Below are 18059 nucleotides of genomic sequence, written 5' to 3'. Positions count from 1 at the left end.
TCTGCGGATGAGCTGCACGGTCACCGGTGGGTCCTCTCGAATCGGTAGGTCCGCTCCGACCGGGGGACCAGCCCCGCCCGGACCGCGTTCATCCGCTCCCGTACGCCGGGCGGCTGCACGGCCCCCGGCGGACCCACCGGCGGTTCGGGGGACGGCCCCCGGCAGGCGCGGCACAGCCCGCCGAGGAGGGCCTCCGGGCTGCCGGGGACCCCGCACTCGCCGCACTCCAGGGTGCGCAGGACGGTCCGTGGCTCCGGCCCCGGCGGGACGCGTTCGGGCGGCAGCTTGTCGGTCAGGCGGCGTTCGACGAGGCGGGCGGCGCAGTGGACGGGGGACGGCAGGCCCGCGGTGAGGGCGTGCAGCAGCTCGGCCTCGGTCGCACCCCGGGCGAACCACTCGCTGACCCGCGGTTCCAGCCGTACGCAGTCGGCGGAGGAGAGGGAGAGCGTCGGGGCCGTACGCCCCAGGGCGGCGAGCAGGATGAACGCCCGGGAGCGGGTCGGCCGTTGGGGCTGGTCGCGCGGGGCGTCGCCCCGGGTGAAGGCGTTCCACCAGGAGTCCTCGCGGGCGGTGCGCGAGAAGAACGTACGGGTCACCCAGAGCATCACGTCGTCGGCCACCACGCACTCGCTGCCGCGCCGTAAATGACCGGCGGCCTGGAGCCGGTTGAGGGTGGTGCTGAGGGCGCACTGCCCGTACGGGAGGTGCTTGGCGAGCGTCTTCACGGAGATGTCGGAGCCGTCGGGCAGCCGGTCGATGTAGGCGGCGACGGCGGCGTCGCGGGGGAGGAGGTGGGCGAAGTCGCGGTCGGTGCGCGGTCGTTCGCCGGGGGCGGAGCGCTTGCCGTAGCCGGGTTTGGCCATGGGGTGCGGGGATGTCGGCGGGGCCTCGTGCGGGGTGCCGGAGGCAGCATTAAGGTAGCTGTCAGCCATGGGGATCGTTCAGTCCGATCTTCACTGGTCAGACCCCTGTTCGGTGTTCCATCACCAGCAGGGGTCGTCTCTGTTCTGCTCTCGTTCTCCGCACGCTAGAGCCAGGCGACGGCGCGTCGCAAGTCGGTCACAAACGGTCAACTCCGGTCGCAGGGTGGGTGGGTGGGAACACTGGCCCATCCACCCCATCACTGTTAAGAGCGCTCGGATCTCGCCGCTTGAGCCCCGGGAGGCGCGCGGGGTAGGGCGGGGTGGGGTGACGGCCCTGACGTGGGGCGCCAACAAGTCGTCTATCGCTCCAGCGCTATCGCAAGCGGCTGATGAACGCGGGGGCGAGGGCGCGGACGCGCTGCTCCGGTACGTCGCCGCTCAGAGCCCGGACGGCCATGTCCACACCAGGAGTGGCGGCGGCGCCGAAGAGGGCGTGGAGCTTTTCGAGCCCCTCTGCCGCTGTGCTTCCGACCCGGGCGTCTTTCCGAAGCTCGGCGAACCGGGCGGCAACGCGACGAGGAGAGGCAGTCATCATGATGCGCAGCACGTCACCGGCGTCCTTGTCGGTGAGGCGGTCGGGGCGCTTGTCCGCGTCATCGAGACGATCGGTGATCTTGAAGGCCTTGGCGACCAGGAGTGCTGTGGGGCCTGCGACGTTCACGATGATGCTGCGGGGGTCCTCCGCGTCGAGGCTGGAGACCTGGAGAGGGGAGCGGTCCACGGCGGCGACCTCAAGGCCATCGATCCACCGTGCGGACATGGCGCCGTGCGGAGGGACCTTGGCGCTGCGCCTGCCGTTCTTCGGGGAGAGCTGCCGAGGGACGAGCAGGTCCAGTTCGACTGGGACCACTCGGTCGCCGATGGTTTCGGGGCGCTCCCAGAGTCCGGGCTCGTGGTCGTACTTCAGATCGAAACCGGCCGCTCGGAGGGACGCGTCCAGGTGCGGCTGGTCGCCCAGCAGCATCGGGTCGATGCTGAGGTCCCCGTCCGAGGTGAAGGGGGCGTTGCTGATCGCCGCGTCGGGGGAGCGAAGGTGGACGGCCTGGGCGCCGACGACGGTCAGCGCGGGAAGGTGGTCCTGCAGGGCACTGAGCCCATCGATGAGGACACGCCGGGCCACGACCGTGAGCTGACGGGGGTCGACATCGTCAGGGAATTTGGCCACAGTGCCTCAAGCTCTCCGTGAAAGTGCCAGGGGTGTAATCCTAGAGCTGATCAGGTGTCAGCAGGTTGTCCATGCCGGATACCTGCCAGCGCCTCTGGTGGGCCTTCATGTACTCGATGACAGCCTCCCCCTCGGCGGGCAGGCGGCCCGGACCGGCCAGACAGTCCAGGGCTACCTGGCTCAACGCCACGTGCGGAATGCCGTCCACGATCTTGGTGCGTTCGAAGACGGACCGGTCGCGTGCTTGGAGCAGCAGGACGTCCGCATTCTCATCGACAGGCAGGAGGCCCAGTTCCTCACCGAGGTCGTCTTCGTCCAGGAGCGGGGAGGTGTACACCATGAGCTGCCCGCCCACAGCGAGAGGGGCCACTGTATGGGCGGCATAAGTGCCGGTGACCGCGATGTTGTCGAGCCCCGACTGTGGCAGGTGCCGGATGCGTTCGATCACGGCTGGGACGCCGTTCGGCGCTAGTAGGCCCACATACGAGCCTTTGCGGAGCAAGGTCTCCCGAGCGGCGCGTGCCCGCAGCAGGTTCGGCCAGTCGACCGACGTGATGACTCGCCCGTCCCGGCGGATGAGGAGTTGGTCCTCCAACGTGTCCAGAAGCCGTGAGACATAGCCGAGGCTCAGCCCTGAGGCCTGAGCGAGTTCGCCCGCGCGGTACGGGGGGTGCACGTCGGTGAGGAGTCGTACCAACCTGCCTGCCTTTGGCCCTGCCAGGGTCGTCCTGCCCGGCTCCTTGGCTAGGGCCTGTGGGGCACGGGTGGCCCCTTCGGTGTGGATGACGATGGCGGGTCGCGGGACCCGCAGGGACACGTTGCCCATGAGGTCCAGGTAGCTGATGTCGTGTCTGCGCAGAAGCTTCTGAGTCTGCCGCGACAGCCAGGGCGTCAGGACCAGCAGGGTCGTGTGGTGGTTCAGCTGTCGCAGCAGATCCAGTTTGGCCAGCAGGACCTCTTCCACCGTACGAGGTGACACACCGGTGAGTTTCACGTCGACCAGAAGCTGAGCGTAGGAACCCTCACCCTCGGCTTGCACGGTCACGACGATGTCGCCGCCACTACGGCGCGTTTCCTTGTTGTCCGGGCGACGGTCGATCTGCCAAGGGGGCCCGAGAAGCTCGGCTAGTCGGGCCATGCCCTGTTCGAAGAGGGCGTCTGAGGTCAGCTCTACGGCTGTCATGCCCTTATGGTCGCATGGCGGCATGTGGCAAGGCGGGATAACTTGCCTGTAAAGCCAACTTTCCTGAACTAGGCAAGCTGGTCCATTAGGAAAGTCTTCCCTCTCCTCCGACTTCTTTGGCCTGGGCAAGCTGGCTCTGCAGGCAACCGACCCACCCCAGAGGTGACCTCGTGGGTGTGGCTCCGGGCCGGGATGGGCCATGAGTGTCCTGTGGCGACCGTCACCCGTGAAACCCCGCAGTCCCTGTAGACCGGATGCCCGGCGGCAGGCGTATACCCGGTGAAGCGAAAGATCCGGGAGCAACTTTTGACCGTCGAGGAGTTCGAAGAGTTCTACGCCCGGGCGGTCACGCGTCTCACAGGCCAGTTGTACGTGATGACGGGGGACCTCCAGGAGGCGCAGGACGTCGTGCAGGAGGCCTTCGTCAAGGCGTGGGTCCGGCGCGGCCGACTGGAGCGGGACGGGCAGCCCGAGGCGTGGATCCGTACGGTCGCGTGGCGCCTGGCGGTGAGCCGGTGGCGCTTCCGGCGGCGTTCGGCGGACGCCTGGGGCCGGGGGAGCGGCGCGCCGGAGCACGTGGCGCCGCCGGACCCGGACCACGTGGTGCTCGTCGAGGCGCTCCGCGAGCTGCCCGCCCAGCAGCGGCGGACGCTGACCCTGCACTACCTGTGCGACCTCACGGTCGAGCAGATCGCCGGGGAGACCGGGCTTTCCACCAGCACGATCAAGACGCATCTGGTCCGCGGCCGTGCGGCGCTCGCCCACCGGCTGCGGGACCCCCGCATGGAGGAGGCTCCTGATGTCTGAACCACGGGACCCGTCGGGCCCGGAGGAGCCCCGGGGCGCGCAGGATCCGTTGAGGACCCTGTTCCAGCAGGCCGGGGAGTTCGGCCAGGGCCACGCGGCCGCCGACCCGGCGGCCCGCATCACCGAACGCGGCATGCGCGCGCAGCGGCGCCGGATGGCGGCGCTCGCGGTGGGGGTCTGCCTGGTCGTCGGCGGTGGCGGTGCGGCGGCGATCGGCCTCCACCCGGTCACCCCGACCCCGGCCCCTCCGGCGACGAGCCCGTCCCCCAGCTACCCGTCCCCCTCGCCCCCGCCGCCCGCCGGAACCCTGACGGAGCCGCCGACGCCGAGCACGACGATGCCGGGAACGCCGGGCTCGGACCCGGCGTCGTACCCCCCTGGCTCGTACACGCCTGGTTCGTCCGTGCCGGGGGGCGTGCCGACGACGGAGGCACCGACGGCTTCGTCCTCGGCGACGTCGACGCCTACGGGGACGCCCAGCTCGACGCTCGGGGCGACGTCGATGCCGTGATCGCGGAGGGCGGCGCCGGGACGGCAGGCGACCCGCCCACGTACGCACTCTCCCTACCTCCCTCCCTACCCCTCCCCGTGCCCCGGCGGCTCCACCGGGCGATCCGGGCGATCCCGCGCGCCCTGGGCGCGTCCGAAAGGTGCCCGAGTGTCCATGTCGTCCCCCGGGCTGCGCCCGGCCGAGCCCCGGTCGGGCGCCACCTCCGCGCCCCGGGAGAACCGGCCGGTCGGGCCCGTACCGTACGCATCCGACGCGCCCCGCCGACACCGGTGGGCGTCCTGGCTCACCCCGGCCGACCGCAGGGTGCTCCAGCTCTACCTGCTGACGCGTCTGTCCCTGTGGATCATGGCCCACGGTGCCCGGTGGCTGTTTCCCCGGGGCTCGGACGTACGGGAGGCGGCGCCGCTGCTCGCCCCGTTCCAGCAGTGGGACGCGAACCACTACCTCCACATAGCGCGCGACGGCTACTTCCCGGCGGGCGCGGGCCCGTGGCTGGGCGACTGGGACAACCGGGAGGCATTCTTCCCGGGCTACCCACTACTCCTTCGGGTGGTCCATGTCGTCGTCCCGGACTGGACGGCGGCGGGCCTGCTGATCTCGCTGGTCGCGGGGGCGGTGGCCGTGCTGGCGCTCTCCCGGACGGCCCGCTCGTACGTCCCCGAGGACGCCGCCGGTCACCGTACGGTCCTGTTCTTCCTGCTCTCCCCGTGCGCGGTCTTCCTCGCGGTCGGCTACACGGAGGCGCTGTTCCTGGCCTTCGCGCTCCCGGCCTGGCTGGCGGCCCGGCGCCACCAGTGGTCGTGGGCCTGCGCGTTGACGGCTCTGGCGACGACGGTGCGGGTCAGCGGTCTGTTCCTGGCGGCGGCGATAGCGGTGCTGTTCGTGCTCACAGCGCTCCAGGCGGGTTCGGGGAAGGGGAAGGGGAAGGGGGATGGGAAGGGGGATGGGAAGGGGCGGCGGACGGCCTGGCGTGGGGTGGCCTGGCTGGCGCTGCCCGGGCTGCCGCCACTGGCGTACAGCTGGTACCTGCATGCGCACACGGGCGACTGGATGGCGTGGAAGCACGCGCAGGAGCGCGGCTGGTACCGGGAGTTCCACACCCCGTGGGAGGCGTGGGCGAACACCTGGAACGCAGCCTTCGACGGGGTGCACGCGACGGGCTACGCGGCCATGTTCCAGGCCGAGTTGGCGGCGATGCTGGTGGGAGTGGCCCTGGTCGCCGTGCTCCTGCGTCATCGCCGCCGGCCGGAGGCGGTGTACGTGGCGCTGAGCCTGTGGGCGCTGGGAACGTCGTACTGGTACACGTCCGTACCCCGTGCCACGCTGCTGTGGTGGCCGCTCTGGATCGGCCTGGCGGCGGCGAGCCTGCGCCGCTACTGGTTCCGTACGGCGTACCTGTGCGTCTCGGCCCCGCTGTCCGCGCTGGTGGCCCTGGCGTTCTTCACGGGGCGGTGGGCGGGGTGAGGGGCCCTGACCGAACCAACTCCAGGCCAGGAACAGTACCAACCGGGTCCGTCCGGTGCGTCTGGCGTCTCCTGCAGGCGGTAGGAGGCGCGGGAGCGCGAGGGTGACCGGTCAGCTCCCCGTACGCCTCGGCGATATGGCCCTCTGCAGGCCATGGACGACGCCTCCGGCGACGAGGACGGCGGCTCCTGTGACGACGGTGCCCAGGGGCAGGGCGAAGGCCAGGGCCGCACAACCGGCCAGGCCGGTGAGGGGGACGAGACGGTTCGGCCGGCCCTCCTCGGCGGAGAGGGTCCACGCCGAGGCGTTGGCGATGGCGTAGTAGGCCAGGACACCGAAGGACGAGAAGCCGATCACCTCGCGTACGTCGGCGGTCGCGGCGAGCAGGACGACGACCGCGCCCACGGCCAGTTCGGCGCGGTGGGGGACGCCGAAGCGGGGGTGGACGGCGGCGAGGGCGTGCGGCAGGTGCCGGTCCCGGGCCATGGCCAGGGTGGTACGGGAGACCCCGAGGATCAGCCCGAGCAGCGCCCCGAGCGCCGCGACGGCACCGCCGGCGCGGACGACCGGCACCAGCCAGTCGGCGCCCGCGGCTCGCGCGGCGTCCGACAGCGGCGCGGTGGCGGCGGCCAGCCCGTGCGGGCCCAGGACCGCCAGGACGGCGACGGCGACCAGGGCGTAGACGGCGAGGGTGATGGCGAGTGCGACGGGGATGGCGCGCGGAATCGTCCGCGCCGGATCGCGGACCTCCTCCCCGAGAGTGGCGATACGGGCATACCCGGCGAAGGCGAAGAACAGCAGCCCCGCTGCCTGGAGCACCCCGCCCACGGTGACGTCCGGGCCGATGCCGAGTCGCGCGGCGTCGGCGTCGGCGGAGCCGAGCGCGGCGACCACGACGGCCGCGAGCACGGCCAGGACCGTACAGACCACGATGCGGGTGAGGAGGACGGACTTCTGTACCCCGGCGTAGTTCACGGCGGTCAGCGCCACGACCGCGGCCACGGCCACGGCGTGGGCCTGGCCGGGCCAGAGGTAGGCGCCGACGGTGAGGGCCATGGCCGCGCAGGAGGCGGTCTTGCCGACCACGAACGCCCAGCCGGCCAGGTAGCCCCAGAACTCCCCCAGGCGCTCGCGGCCGTAGACATAGGTGCCGCCGGACTCGGGATACAGGGCGGCCAGTCTGGCCGAGGAGGTCGCATTGCAGTAGGCCACGACCGAGGCCAGCCCCAGCGCGAGCAACAGCCCGGAACCGGCGGCGTCGGCCGCGGGTCCGAGCGCCGCGAAGATCCCGGCCCCCACCATGGACCCGAGACCGATGACGACGGCGTCGGAGAGCCCCAGACGGCGCTCCATCCCCCGTGCGCCGGCCGGGGCGCCACCCACGTCCATCATCGGCTTCCTCTCGTACGACCGCGCGAACTGTGGCGCACAGTAGCGGAGGAGGATGCCGGCGGGGGCCTGCGGGGGGCCACACCGTGCGCCCGCGCCCGCCCCCGCTTCCTTCGCTGCCGCCGGATTCGGGGGCGCCACCCCACCTCTGCTTCGGCCCTCTGCCGGCGGCCTGCCACCTTGCTCCCAGCGGCGCGCCGACTTCGCGAGCCGCGACGGCAAGCTGATGACGCTCTTCGTGTGCTCGAAGATCCTCGGCCCGCACGCCCACCCGCAGGACCCACGGCTGGAGCTGGCTCTGCGGGTGGCCGACCGGATCGTCCGGGAACTGCGGGCGGACTGAGTACGTGTGCCGTCGCCGCGCCCCTGCACACCACACCCCACACTGCCCCTCCGGCCACCCCTCTCTGCCCTCAGGTTCCTGGTGCCGTGGTCGATCGCCGCGTATGCAGGAAGGATTCCCACTTCTACGCAGGGAAGGCCCGCCGTGCACGCCCAGGAGAATGACCGAACCGTACGGGCCGACTCCCCCCGTACGGCCGCCTCCCGCGCCCCCGCGGTGGAGGGCGGGGTGTCGGCGCCGTACGGGCTCATGGGGTTGCAGGCCAGCGTCGGGAACGCGGCCGTCGTGCAGATGTTGCGGCAGGCGGGGCAGGCGGAGTACGCCGACGGGGCGGAAGGGGCGCATCGGCATGGTGCGGGGTGCGGGCACGGGGTTGTGCAGCGGTCCGCCGTGCATGACGTGCTGCGTACCCCGGGGCGGCCCCTCGACGACACCACCAGGGCCGACATGGAGGCCCGGCTCGGTGCCGACTTCTCCGATGTGCGGATCCACAACGACAGCGCGGCCAGGGCCTCCGCGGCCGAGGTCGGCGCCCGGGCGTACACCAGCGGCAGCCATGTCGTCATCGGTGACGGCGGGGCGGACCAGCACACTCTGGCCCATGAGCTGACCCACGTCATCCAGCAGCGTTCGGGGCCCGTCGCCGGGACCGTCAACGGGGCCGGGCTCAAGGTCTCCGACCCCTCCGACCGGTTCGAGCGCGAGGCCGAGGCCAACGCGACCCGGGTGATGCGGGCGGCGGTGCCCGACACTGCGGCGGCCGTTCAGCGGGCCAAGGGGCCGCGCCCCGTGGCGGCCGTCGGGGCTCCCGCCGTGCAGCGGGCCGCAGAACTCGCCCCGCTCGACGGGGGCGGGGTCGTCGGCACCTTCGGGCAGGCCGTCGCCGGTGCCGAGCCCGAGGGCGTGGGGACCGTCGCCATCGTCCCCGCCGTGCTCAGCCCGGACCTGAACCTCATGGAGATCGCCGAGAAGTACGAGACCGGCTTCGAGGGAGGGACGGCGCCGCCCGATCGCTTCGCCCTGGTCATCGGCGTCAACATCCGGGTCCGGAACCAGCAGGACGCGGCCGCCGCGCAGACCCTGCTGAACCAGAAGGTCGGCGCCTTACTCGGTGCCTGGGGCGCCAACCGGTTCCGGGTCGCGGTGATCGGTTTCACCTGGGCCAACCACGCCGTCGACGCCCAGGAGGCCAGCCAGCGGACCATTCCCTACGGTGAGATCAGGGACCGGATCATGCGCGCCCCCGAGACGGCCGACATGATCAACAGCCTGCGGGAAGCCGGCCGGATGCACGTCTATCTGCACACCAGTGACTCCGACACCGCATCGTTCGACACTGCCGCGGGCCCCCTGTTCTCGGCCGCGAGCGGGCGCCTGGAGTCGGGCGAGCTGGACGTGTTCAGCGGCGGCTACACCTCCCCCGCAGGCAGCCGGACCGCCGACAACGACATCCTGATCTGGCACGCCAGTCAGGTGGACCTCGCCGTGCGCAAGGCCATGGCCGAGGTGGAACCCGGCCTGGTCTACTACCCCGAACCCAGCACCTTCGTGAAGGTGCCCGAGGGGTACGAGGGACTGGAACCCGGCGTCTCCTTCGGCAGCGGGGCCGAGGAGGGCCAGCAGCTGATGGACTCGCTCTCCAGGGAGCGCGGCGGGTTCACCGGAGGATTCGACCCGAGCTTCGCGATCTCCACCGACATGAGCCGCATCGGCCAGAACGTCGGGGGACACGCCACAGGTGCCGCCGTCACCGACGACACCATCCGGCAGTTGTTCGCCCTCGCCCAGACCCACGCCCGGCCCCAGGAGTGGACGAAGCGGGTCGAGAAGGCGTACGGCATCACGGACGCCGCCTTCTCCCGGGATCTGGAGCGGCTCGTCTTCGCCGGGCTCACCATGGAGAAGCTCTCCGGCCTGCCCGACCCGCTCCCGACGCCCCCCATCGGGGCCAAGCTCATCGAGAACGAGGCCAAGAAGGGAACGCTCAAGGGAGCGGACCCCGGCGTCGTCGCGACCGCGAAGGCCAGCAGGGACGTCCTGGTCCGCTCTCTCGTCGCGGCCATTCGCGCTCTGCAGGCACGTAACGGGTAGCCGGCGAGGCGAAGGGGCCCGACCCGAGGGCCCCTTCGCCCAGTTCCCGCCCCCAGGCCCCTCAGCCCCCCACCGCCACCCCGCCCCGCGCGATGACCTCCGCGTACCACCGTGCGCTGTCCTTCGGCGTCCGGCGCTGTGACGCGAAGTCCACGTGCACGATGCCGAACCGCTTGCTGTAGCCGTACGCCCACTCGAAGTTGTCCAGCAGCGACCAGAGGAAGTACCCGCGTACGTCGGCCCCGTCCTCGATCGCCCGGTGCACGGCCCCCAGGTGCGCGTCCAGGTACGCCACCCGCTCCGGGTCGTGGACCTGGCCCTCCGGGTCCGCGTAGTCGTCGTACGCCGCCCCGTTCTCGGTCACCAGCAGCGGCAGGCCCGGGAGTTCGTCGCGGAGGCGGGTCAGCAGTTCGTACAGGCCGTCCGCGTCCACCGGCCAGTCCATCGCCGTGCGCGGGCCCTCCGCCGGGGTGAACGCCACGTGCTCCTCGGCCCCCGCCCAGGGGGAGGGCGACTCGGAGCTGCCCGCCGAAACCACGCTCGGGGAGTAGTAGTTGATGCCCAGCGAGTCGATCGGGGTCGACGTGACCTCCAGGTCGCCCGCCTTCACGAACGACCAGTCCGTCACCCCCGCCGTGTCCGCCACCAGGTCCTCCGGCAGCCGCCCGTGGAAGACCGGGTCCAGGAAGATCCGGTTCGCCACGGCGTCGATCCTCCGCACCGCGTCCCGGTCGGCGTCGGTGTCCGTCAGGGGGCGCAGGGCGTGGAGGTTCAGGGTGAGGGAGATCTCCGCCGTGGACGGGAGGAGGTCGCGCAGGACCCGGGTCGCCCCGCCGTGCGCCAGGTTGAAGTGGTGCGCCGCGCGCAGAGCGGCCAGGTCGCTGGTCCGGCCGGGGGCGTGGACCCCGTTCCCGTACCCGAGAAACGCCCCGCACCAGGGCTCGTTGAGCGTCGTCCACGTCGAGACCCGGTCGCCCAGCGCCCCCGCCACCAGGCCCGCGTACTCCGCGAACCGGTGCGCCGTGTCCCGCTCCGGCCAGCCGCCCGCGTCCTCCAGCTCCTGCGGCAGGTCCCAGTGGTAGAGCGTCGCGACCGGTCTGATGCCCGCGCCCAGCAGCTCGTCCACCAGGCGGCGGTAGAAGTCGAGGCCGCGCTCGACCGCCGGGCCCCGGCCGGTCGGCTGGACCCGGGGCCAGGAGACGGAGAACCGGTAGTCCGTGACGCCCAGTTCCTTCATCAGCCGGACGTCCTCCGGCATCCGGTGCAGATGGTCGGCGGCGATGTCCCCGGTGTCGCCGTTGCGGACCTTGCCGGGGGTACGGCTGAACGTGTCCCAGATGGACGGCGTACGGCCGCCCTCCGTGGCCCCGCCCTCGATCTGGTACGCGGCCGTGGCCGTGCCCCACCGGAATCCGGCCGGGAAGCGGAGCACCGTACCGGCCTCCGGGCGCGGGGCCGCGGAGGCGTCCGTGGCGGATTCCGCGCGGGCACCCGCCGTGGATTCCGGGCGTGCGTCGACAGCTGTCATGAGATGGACTCTCCAGATGTGAGGGGAGGAAGTAAGGGGAGGGAGAGGGGGAGAGAAGGAGAGAGAGCCGGTACGGGGCGCCTCAGCCCTTCACCGCGCCCTGCATGATCCCGCCGACGATCTGCCGGCCCAGCAGGCCGAACACCAGCAGCACCGGCAGCGTGCCCAGCAGCGTGCCCGCCATGATCACCGACTGGTCGTTGACATAGCCGCCGCCCAGCTGCCGCAGCGCCACCTGCACGGTCGGCTCCTGCGAGGAGAGCGCGATGATCGGCCAGAAGAAGTCGTTCCAGGCCGTCATGAACGTGAGCATCCCCAGCACCGCCATCCCCGGCCGCGCGATCGGGATCACGATCGACCAGAAGATGCGGGCCGTCGAGGCCCCGTCCACCCGGGCCGCCTCGATCAGTTCGTCCGGCAGCGACTGCACCAGGTACTGGCGCATGAAGAAGACCCCGAAGGCCGAGACCAGACCTGGCAGGATCACCGCCTGGAGCTGGTTCACCCACTGGAGTTCGGCGATCAGCATGAAGAGCGGGATCACCCCGAGCTGCGGCGGGATCATCATCGTCCCGATCGTCAGCGTCAGCAGCGCGTTCCGGCCCTTGAACTTCAGCTTGGCGAAGGCGAAGCCGGCCAGCGTGCAGCAGAGCACCGTGCCGATCGTGATCGACGACGACACGATCAGCGAGTTCAGCAGCGCCTTGCCGATGTCCGCCTCTTCGAGGACCTGCTCGAAGTTCTTGATCAGGTTCGGGCCCGGCAGCAGGCTCGGCGGCACCTTCGCCATGTCCGCGTTGGACCGGCTGGCCGTCACGATCGTCCAGTAGAAGGGGAACGCCGAGAGGAGGAGGGCGAAGCCGAGGATGAGGTACGAGAGCCAGCCGCCCTTCATCGTCCGGCCCGCGCCCCCCTTGCGGAGGCGCTTGCCGGGCGGGGGCTGCGGCGGGCCGTCCTTCTCGGGGGCCGTCGGCGGTGCGGCGAGCGCGGTCATCGTCCGGCCTCCTTGCGAGCGCGGCGGCGCACGAGTAGGGCGTTGACCCCGACGAGCACCACGATCACGACGAACATCACCCAGGCGATGGCCGCGGCCCGGCCCAAGTGGAAGAAACCCCAGCCCTGTTCGTACATGTACAGGCCGAGCGTCTGGTACTGGTGCGAGATCCCGCCCGAGATCGACCCCTCGAAGAGCAGCGGCTCACCGAAGAGCTGGGTCGCCCCGATCGTCGAGATGATGACCGTGAAGATGATCGTGGGGCGCAGGCCGGGCAGGGTGACGTGGATGAACTGGCGCCAGCGCGACGCCCCGTCCATCTCCGCGGCCTCGTACAGCTCGTGCGGGATCGACTGCATCCCCGCCAGGTAGATCAGCGCGTTGTACCCCGTCCACCGCCAGACCACGATCGTCGACACCGCGATCTGCGAGGCGACCGTGCCCGTCTGCCAGTCCACCGGGTCGAAACCGACCAGCCCCAGCACGTAGTTGATCAGCCCGAAGTCCCGGCCGAAGAGCTGCGCGAAGACGAGCGTGGCGGCGGCGACGGAGGTCGCGTACGGGAGCAGGATCGCCGTGCGGATGAACGTACGCCCGCGCAGTTTGTAGTTGAGCAGGTGGGCCAGGCCCAGCGCCATCGCGAGCTGCGGGACCGTGGACAGCACGCCGATCGTGAACGTGTTCCGCAGCGAGGTCCAGAAGTACTCGTCGGTGAAGAGCGCCGTGTAGTTGGCGATGCCCCGCCACTCCATCTCGCCGCTCGTCTGGAGTTCGACCCGGTAGAGGGAGACGAACGCCGTGTAGAGGAGCGGGAAGAGGCCGAAGGCGAGGAAGAGGGTGAAGAAGGGGGCGATGTAGGCGTACGGCGATGCCTTGCGCCAGGTACGCCGGAGCGTTGCAGCCCGGCCGTCGTCGGGCCCGGGTCCGGGTCCGGCGGGGCGGTTGGGCCCCGCCTTCGCGGTGGCGGTGAGGGACACGGTGCGGCCCTTCGGGGTCGGGGGCGATCAGTTGCGGAGAGGAGGAGACGGAGAGGGGAGTGGGGTGTACGGGAGCGGGGCCGGGCCACCGTCGTGCGCACCGGTGGACCGGCCCCAGGAGAGACGGGGAGAGGGGGGGAGGGGAGGAGAGGCAGCGGTTCGGACCGGGGTCAGCCGATCACGTTCGCCACGCCCTTCTTCGCCGTCTCCCACGCCTTCTCCGACGAGACGCCCTTCCGCTCGACCTCGCTCAGCGCGTTCGTCAGCTGCTGCATCACGTTCTGGTCGTGGACGCCCAGCACCTGCACCGGGGACTCCTTGGCCGCGTCACCGAAGATCTGGCCGATCGGGGCGTTGGAGAAGTACTCGTCCTTGGCGTCCGCGATCTGCTCGATGGTGCCCGTGGCGGAGGGGAAGTTGCCCTGCTTCTGGAAGACCTTCGCCTGCTGCTCGGGGCGGTCAGCCACTCGATCAGCTGGTACGCCTCCTTCTTGTGCTTGGCCGCACGCGGGATGGAGAGGTACGAGCCGCCCCAGTTTCCGGCGCCGCCGGGCAGCTTGGCGATGTCCCACTTGCCCTTGCCCGCGTCACCGGCCTGGCCCTTGACGTAGCCGAGCATCCAGGCCGGGCAGGGGATCGTGGCGAACGAACCGGCGGCGAACGCCTGGTTCCACTGCGGGGACCACTGGTCGAGCTTGGCGCTCAGGTCCGCCTCGGCCGCCGCCACGGAGGTGTCCCAGGCCTTCTTGACCGCGGGGTTCTTGTCGTAGATCAGCTCGCCGGAGGCGTCGTAGTAACGCTCCTTCTCCTGGCCGATCATGATCGCGTAGAGCGAGCCGACGCTGTCCAGCCAGGCGCTCTTGGCGGGGGCCTTCTTCTTGTACTCCTTGCCCAGCTCCAGGTAGCCCTCCCACGTGGACCACTTCTTCGCGAGTTCCTCGCGGTCGGTGGGGAGGCCGGCCTGCTGGAAGAGGTCGGTGCGGTAGCACATCGCCTCGGGGCCGACGTCGGTGCCGAGGCCGAGGATCTTGCCGTCCTCGGTGGTCGCCGCCTGCCACTTGGCCTCGGCGAACTCGCCCTTGAGCTTGTCGGCGCCGAACTCCTTCAGGTCCTGGAACTTGTCGGCCTGCTGCTGGGTGACCGAGGCGATCCGGCCGACCTCCACCCCCTGGACGTCCGCGAGCCCGCCGCCGCCCGCCAGGCGGGTCTGGAGCGACTTCCAGTAGTCCACCTCGTCCTGGGTGTCGCTCTGCTTGATCGTCACGTTCGGGTTGAGCTTCTGGTACTCCTCGTAGAGCCCGGCCTCCTTGAAGCCGAAGGACCCGAAGAGGTCGACCGTGAGCGTGATCTTCCCGCCCGCGTTGTCGGAGCTGTCCGACGAGTCGCCGGACCCGGATCCACAGGCGGCGAGGAGGGCCCCGGTGAGGACGACCGCGCCGAGGCGGACGCTGGCTCTCTTGGCGGCTCGGGCGATGGGCATGGGAAGCCTCCCTTGGCTCCGGGATGAACCGAGCGCGTTGAGAGCGCTCTCAAAACCTGCGTCTGGAGCGTCCCCCACCGCCCCCGCCCCGTCAAGACTCGAACACATAACAGCTTGGCGTTACATCCGGTCGCCGCCCAACTGCCGCTCGTGCGCCATCTCTTGACACTCACGTTTCAGGAGTTTTACGTTCCTTGGCACTTGAGAGCGCTCTCGAACGCGCTCTTCGCCCCCCATGATCGAGGTGCTGCTCGTGCGAACCTCCCTCCCCAGACCCGCTCCCCGGGCCGGAGCCAGACCCGGAGCCGGGCCCGCGTTCCGCTCCGGCGTCAGGCCCGCCGCGGCGACCCTGCTCGCCGTCGCCCTGGCCGCCGTCACCCTGGGCCCCGCCGCCTCCCCCGCGGCCGCCGCCACCATCCCCGCGGGTGCCGGCAGCTACACCGACTCCCGCCCCGCCGGCACCCAGGGCCCGACGACCAACACCGGCGCCCCGGTCACCCCCAAGGTCACCGCCGCCGCCCGGAACAACCCGGTCCCCACCAACGACTGGTGGTCCTCGCTCGCCTTCCAGCGCTACGGCGACAACCCGTACTCCACCCCCATGTACGGGCACCCGCTCACCTACCAGGCCAAGGCCTCCGGCCTGGAGGTCGGCTACCCGACCACGCCCGCGATCGTCGGGGACGGCCGGCAGTACGAGTACGCCCACAAGGCCGACCTCACCGTCGGCCTCACCGGCCTGAACTCCCCGGACACCAAGGCCGACGCCTGGTCCGACTGGACGGTCACCCCCTACTGGGCGGACGGCTCCCGCACCTTCCGGGCCACCATCGGCCACGGCATGCCGTTCGTGTACGCCAAGGGGTCCGGCGGCGACGCCCGGATCACCACCGCCTCCACGCCCACCGTCTTCTCCGACCAGGGCAACGTCCTCGGCATCACCGTCGCGGGCCACCACTACGCCCTCTTCGCCCCGACCGGCGCCGACTGGAACATCTCCGGCACCACGATCACCGCCGGGCTCGCGGGCAAGGACTACTTCTCGCTCGCCGTGCTGCCCTCCACGGACGCGCTGGCGACCTACCGGAAGTACGCCTTCAGCTTCGTCACCGGCTCCCAGGTGTCCTGGCAGACCACCGGCGGCAACGTCCGGGCGACCTACACCCTCACCACCGAGGCCCGGGAGGGCACCGAGCGCGGCACGCTCCAGGCGCTCTACCGCCACCAGTGGCTGCACACGACCGACGCGCTGACCCCGTACACGTACGTCTCGCCGCGCGGCACGATGAAGGTGCGCGAGTCCGCCTCCTTCACCACCAGCCAGCGCAACAACGGCGTGGTGCCCGCGCTGCCCGTCTCCGACGGCGTCGACCGGGCCCGGCTGACCGGCTACCTCAACGAGGTCGCCAACGCCTCCGACCCGTTCTCGGGGGCCACGGACACCTACTGGACCGGCAAGGCGCTCGGCCGGCTCGCCCAGCTGGTGCCCGTCGCCGACCAGATCGGCCAGACCGCCACCCGCGACAAGCTCCTCGGCCTGATGAAGGGCCGGCTCCAGGAGTGGTTCACGGCGGGCGGGGCCAGTGAGTTCAGCTACGACAAGGACTGGAAGACCCTCACCGGCTACCCGGCCTCGTACGGCAGCGACACCGAACTCAACGACCACCACTTCCACTACAGCTACTACGTCTACGCGGCGGCGATCATCGCCCAGTACGACCAGGCCTGGGCGGCCGACTCGGCCTGGGGCACGATGGTCAAGCACCTCATCCGCGACACCGCCAACCCCAGCCGTACCGACTCCGCCTACCCGTTCCTGCGCGGCTTCGACGTCTACGCGGGCCACAGCTGGGCCTCCGGCCACCAGGGCTTCGCCGCGGGCAACAACCAGGAGTCCTCGTCGGAGTCCATCAACCTCAGTGCCGGACTGGTGCTCTGGGGTTCGGCCACCGGTGACAACAACCTCCGGGACCTGGGCAGTTACCTGCTGACGACCGAGTCCGAGGCGATCACCCAGTACTGGTTCGACGCGAGCCAGCAGGTCTTCCCCGCCTCCTTCGGCCACGACACCGTCGGCATGGTCTGGGGCAGCGGCGGCGCCTACGCCACCTGGTGGACCGCCAACCCGGAGGAGATCCACGGCATCAACGTCCTTCCCGTGACCGGTGGTTCGCTCCACCTGGCCCGTGAGAAGGCGGCCATCAAGCGCAACATCGCCGAGATGGAGCGCGAGAACGGCGGCCCGGCCCAGGAGTGGCGCGACCTCCTCTGGGAGTTCGAGGCGCTGGCCGACCCGGCCTCCGCGAAGGCCAAGTGGGACGGCGTGAACGGGAATTACGAGCCGGAGCAGGGTGAGTCCAAGGCGCACACCTACCACTGGATCAACACCCTCAACGCGGTCGGCGCACCCGAGATGACGGTCAGCGGGGACATCCCGACCTCGGCCGTCTTCTCCAAGAACGGCACCCGCACCTACACCGCCCACAACCACGGTTCGTCGACCCGTACGGTGACCTTCTCCGACGGCAAGACCCTGTCCGTGCCCGCCCGTTCGACGGCCGTCAGCACGGGCCCCGGCGGCAGCGACCCCGGCAACCCCGACCCGGGCAACCCGTCCACGGGCAACACCTTCCGCCTCAAGACCGGTGGCGTCCTCACCACCGCGACCACCGACCCGGCCGGCGCCGACACCATCGCCTCGGCCGACGGGGTCAACCGGGACGGCACCCCGTACCGCCCGAACGTCTACGAGATCAAGCGGGTCAACGGCAAGGTCTCCGCCGGAGCCGCCACCGCGTTCCGCCTCCGGGTCGACGCGGGCACCAGGGTCGGGCTCGCCCCGCAGGTCCGGGTCAGCTACGACCTGACCGGCGACGGCACCTTCGACCGCACCGAGACCTTCCGCTACTTCGCCACCGACCCGGTCAACGGGTGGGAGGAGTACACCCAGGCGGCGGGCATCCAGGCCACCACCGGCAGCCTGGGCGAGCTGAAGAACGGCACCGTCCGCCTGGAGATCTGGAACGCGCTCGGCAACGGCACGTCCCAGGTCCAGACGGGCACGGACGCGGCGGTGCTCAGGATCCCGTACGTGTAGACGTGACGGCGAGGAACATTCCGTACGTCTGGACGTGACGGCGAGGAACATTCCGTGCGTGCGGACGTGACGGAGAAGAACATCCCGCAGGTGTGAACTGCTCGACT

General features: G+C 70.9%; 12 protein-coding genes and 1 pseudogene. 5 read left to right on the top strand and 8 right to left on the bottom strand.

Annotated features, from left to right (window positions below; translation table 11 throughout):
* Positions 1–20: 20 nt before the first annotated feature.
* From DJ476_RS14725 to DJ476_RS14715, 3 genes are all read right to left on the bottom strand, one after another.
* Positions 21–863: a hypothetical protein gene (locus tag DJ476_RS14725; RefSeq protein ID WP_208853579.1), complete on the bottom strand. Its 843-nt coding sequence runs from the start codon at positions 861–863 to the stop codon at positions 21–23.
* Positions 864–1236: 373 nt separating this feature from the next.
* On the bottom strand, positions 1237–2088 hold the full coding sequence (locus tag DJ476_RS14720) for a hypothetical protein (protein ID WP_112490727.1): 852 nt from the start codon (positions 2086–2088) through the stop codon (positions 1237–1239).
* Between the two features lie 40 nt (positions 2089–2128).
* Positions 2129–3271 carry a helix-turn-helix domain-containing protein gene (locus tag DJ476_RS14715; protein ID WP_244209622.1) on the bottom strand — a complete coding sequence of 381 codons (1143 nt, stop codon included), beginning with the start codon at positions 3269–3271 and terminating at the stop codon, positions 2129–2131.
* Between the two features lie 306 nt (positions 3272–3577).
* On the opposite strand from DJ476_RS14715, the gene DJ476_RS14710 reads away from it, so the two are divergent.
* The 3 genes from DJ476_RS14710 to DJ476_RS14695 all read left to right on the top strand — a co-directional run bounded on the left by DJ476_RS14710 (position 3578) and on the right by DJ476_RS14695 (position 6053).
* Positions 3578–4078: a SigE family RNA polymerase sigma factor gene (locus DJ476_RS14710; RefSeq protein WP_112490726.1), complete on the top strand. Its 501-nt coding sequence runs from the start codon at positions 3578–3580 to the stop codon at positions 4076–4078.
* Positions 4071–4589, top strand: coding sequence for a hypothetical protein (locus DJ476_RS14705; RefSeq protein ID WP_208853502.1), 519 nt, complete (start codon positions 4071–4073; stop codon positions 4587–4589). Before DJ476_RS14710 ends, DJ476_RS14705 begins: the two co-directional genes overlap by 8 nt.
* Positions 4590–4736: 147 nt before the next feature.
* A complete protein-coding gene (locus tag DJ476_RS14695) occupies positions 4737–6053 on the top strand; it encodes a mannosyltransferase family protein (protein ID WP_318294697.1) in 1317 nt (438 codons plus the stop codon).
* A 111-nt stretch (positions 6054–6164) separates the two neighbouring features.
* On the opposite strand, the gene DJ476_RS14690 is transcribed toward DJ476_RS14695, so the two are convergent.
* A complete protein-coding gene (locus tag DJ476_RS14690) occupies positions 6165–7445 on the bottom strand; it encodes an APC family permease (protein WP_103419991.1) in 1281 nt (426 codons plus the stop codon).
* Positions 7446–7929: 484 nt separating this feature from the next.
* On the opposite strand from DJ476_RS14690, the gene DJ476_RS35570 reads away from it, so the two are divergent.
* Positions 7930–9876 (top strand): eCIS core domain-containing protein, encoded by a 1947-nt coding sequence (locus DJ476_RS35570; protein WP_318294696.1) that lies wholly within the window; start codon positions 7930–7932, stop codon positions 9874–9876.
* 61 nt (positions 9877–9937) lie between these two features.
* Here the strand turns inward: DJ476_RS35570 and DJ476_RS14675 are convergent, their stop codons facing one another.
* The 4 genes and pseudogenes from DJ476_RS14675 to DJ476_RS14660 form a co-directional block, all read right to left on the bottom strand.
* A complete protein-coding gene (locus tag DJ476_RS14675) occupies positions 9938–11404 on the bottom strand; it encodes a GH1 family beta-glucosidase (protein ID WP_112490724.1) in 1467 nt (488 codons plus the stop codon).
* A gap of 82 nt (positions 11405–11486) precedes the next feature.
* Positions 11487–12398 carry a carbohydrate ABC transporter permease gene (locus DJ476_RS14670; RefSeq protein ID WP_053560036.1) on the bottom strand — a complete coding sequence of 304 codons (912 nt, stop codon included), beginning with the start codon at positions 12396–12398 and terminating at the stop codon, positions 11487–11489.
* Positions 12395–13375, bottom strand: a complete 981-nt coding sequence (locus DJ476_RS14665; RefSeq protein ID WP_103419985.1) for a carbohydrate ABC transporter permease — start codon at positions 13373–13375, stop codon at positions 12395–12397. The genes DJ476_RS14670 and DJ476_RS14665 overlap by 4 nt, the downstream gene beginning before the upstream one ends.
* 170 nt (positions 13376–13545) lie before the next feature.
* Positions 13546–14855: pseudogene (locus DJ476_RS14660) on the bottom strand (ABC transporter substrate-binding protein).
* A 235-nt stretch (positions 14856–15090) separates the two neighbouring features.
* Between DJ476_RS14660 and DJ476_RS14655 the strand changes: the two are divergent.
* Positions 15091–17952, top strand: coding sequence for a glycosyl hydrolase (locus DJ476_RS14655; protein WP_112490723.1), 2862 nt, complete (start codon positions 15091–15093; stop codon positions 17950–17952).
* The last annotated feature ends 107 nt before the right edge of the window (positions 17953–18059 follow it).

The organism is Streptomyces bacillaris, from assembly GCF_003268675.1.
Taxonomy (GTDB): Bacteria; Actinomycetota; Actinomycetes; order Streptomycetales; family Streptomycetaceae; genus Streptomyces; species Streptomyces bacillaris.
Note: the sequence above shows the minus strand (reverse complement) of the source record. Positions and strands in the feature narration are given on the sequence as shown.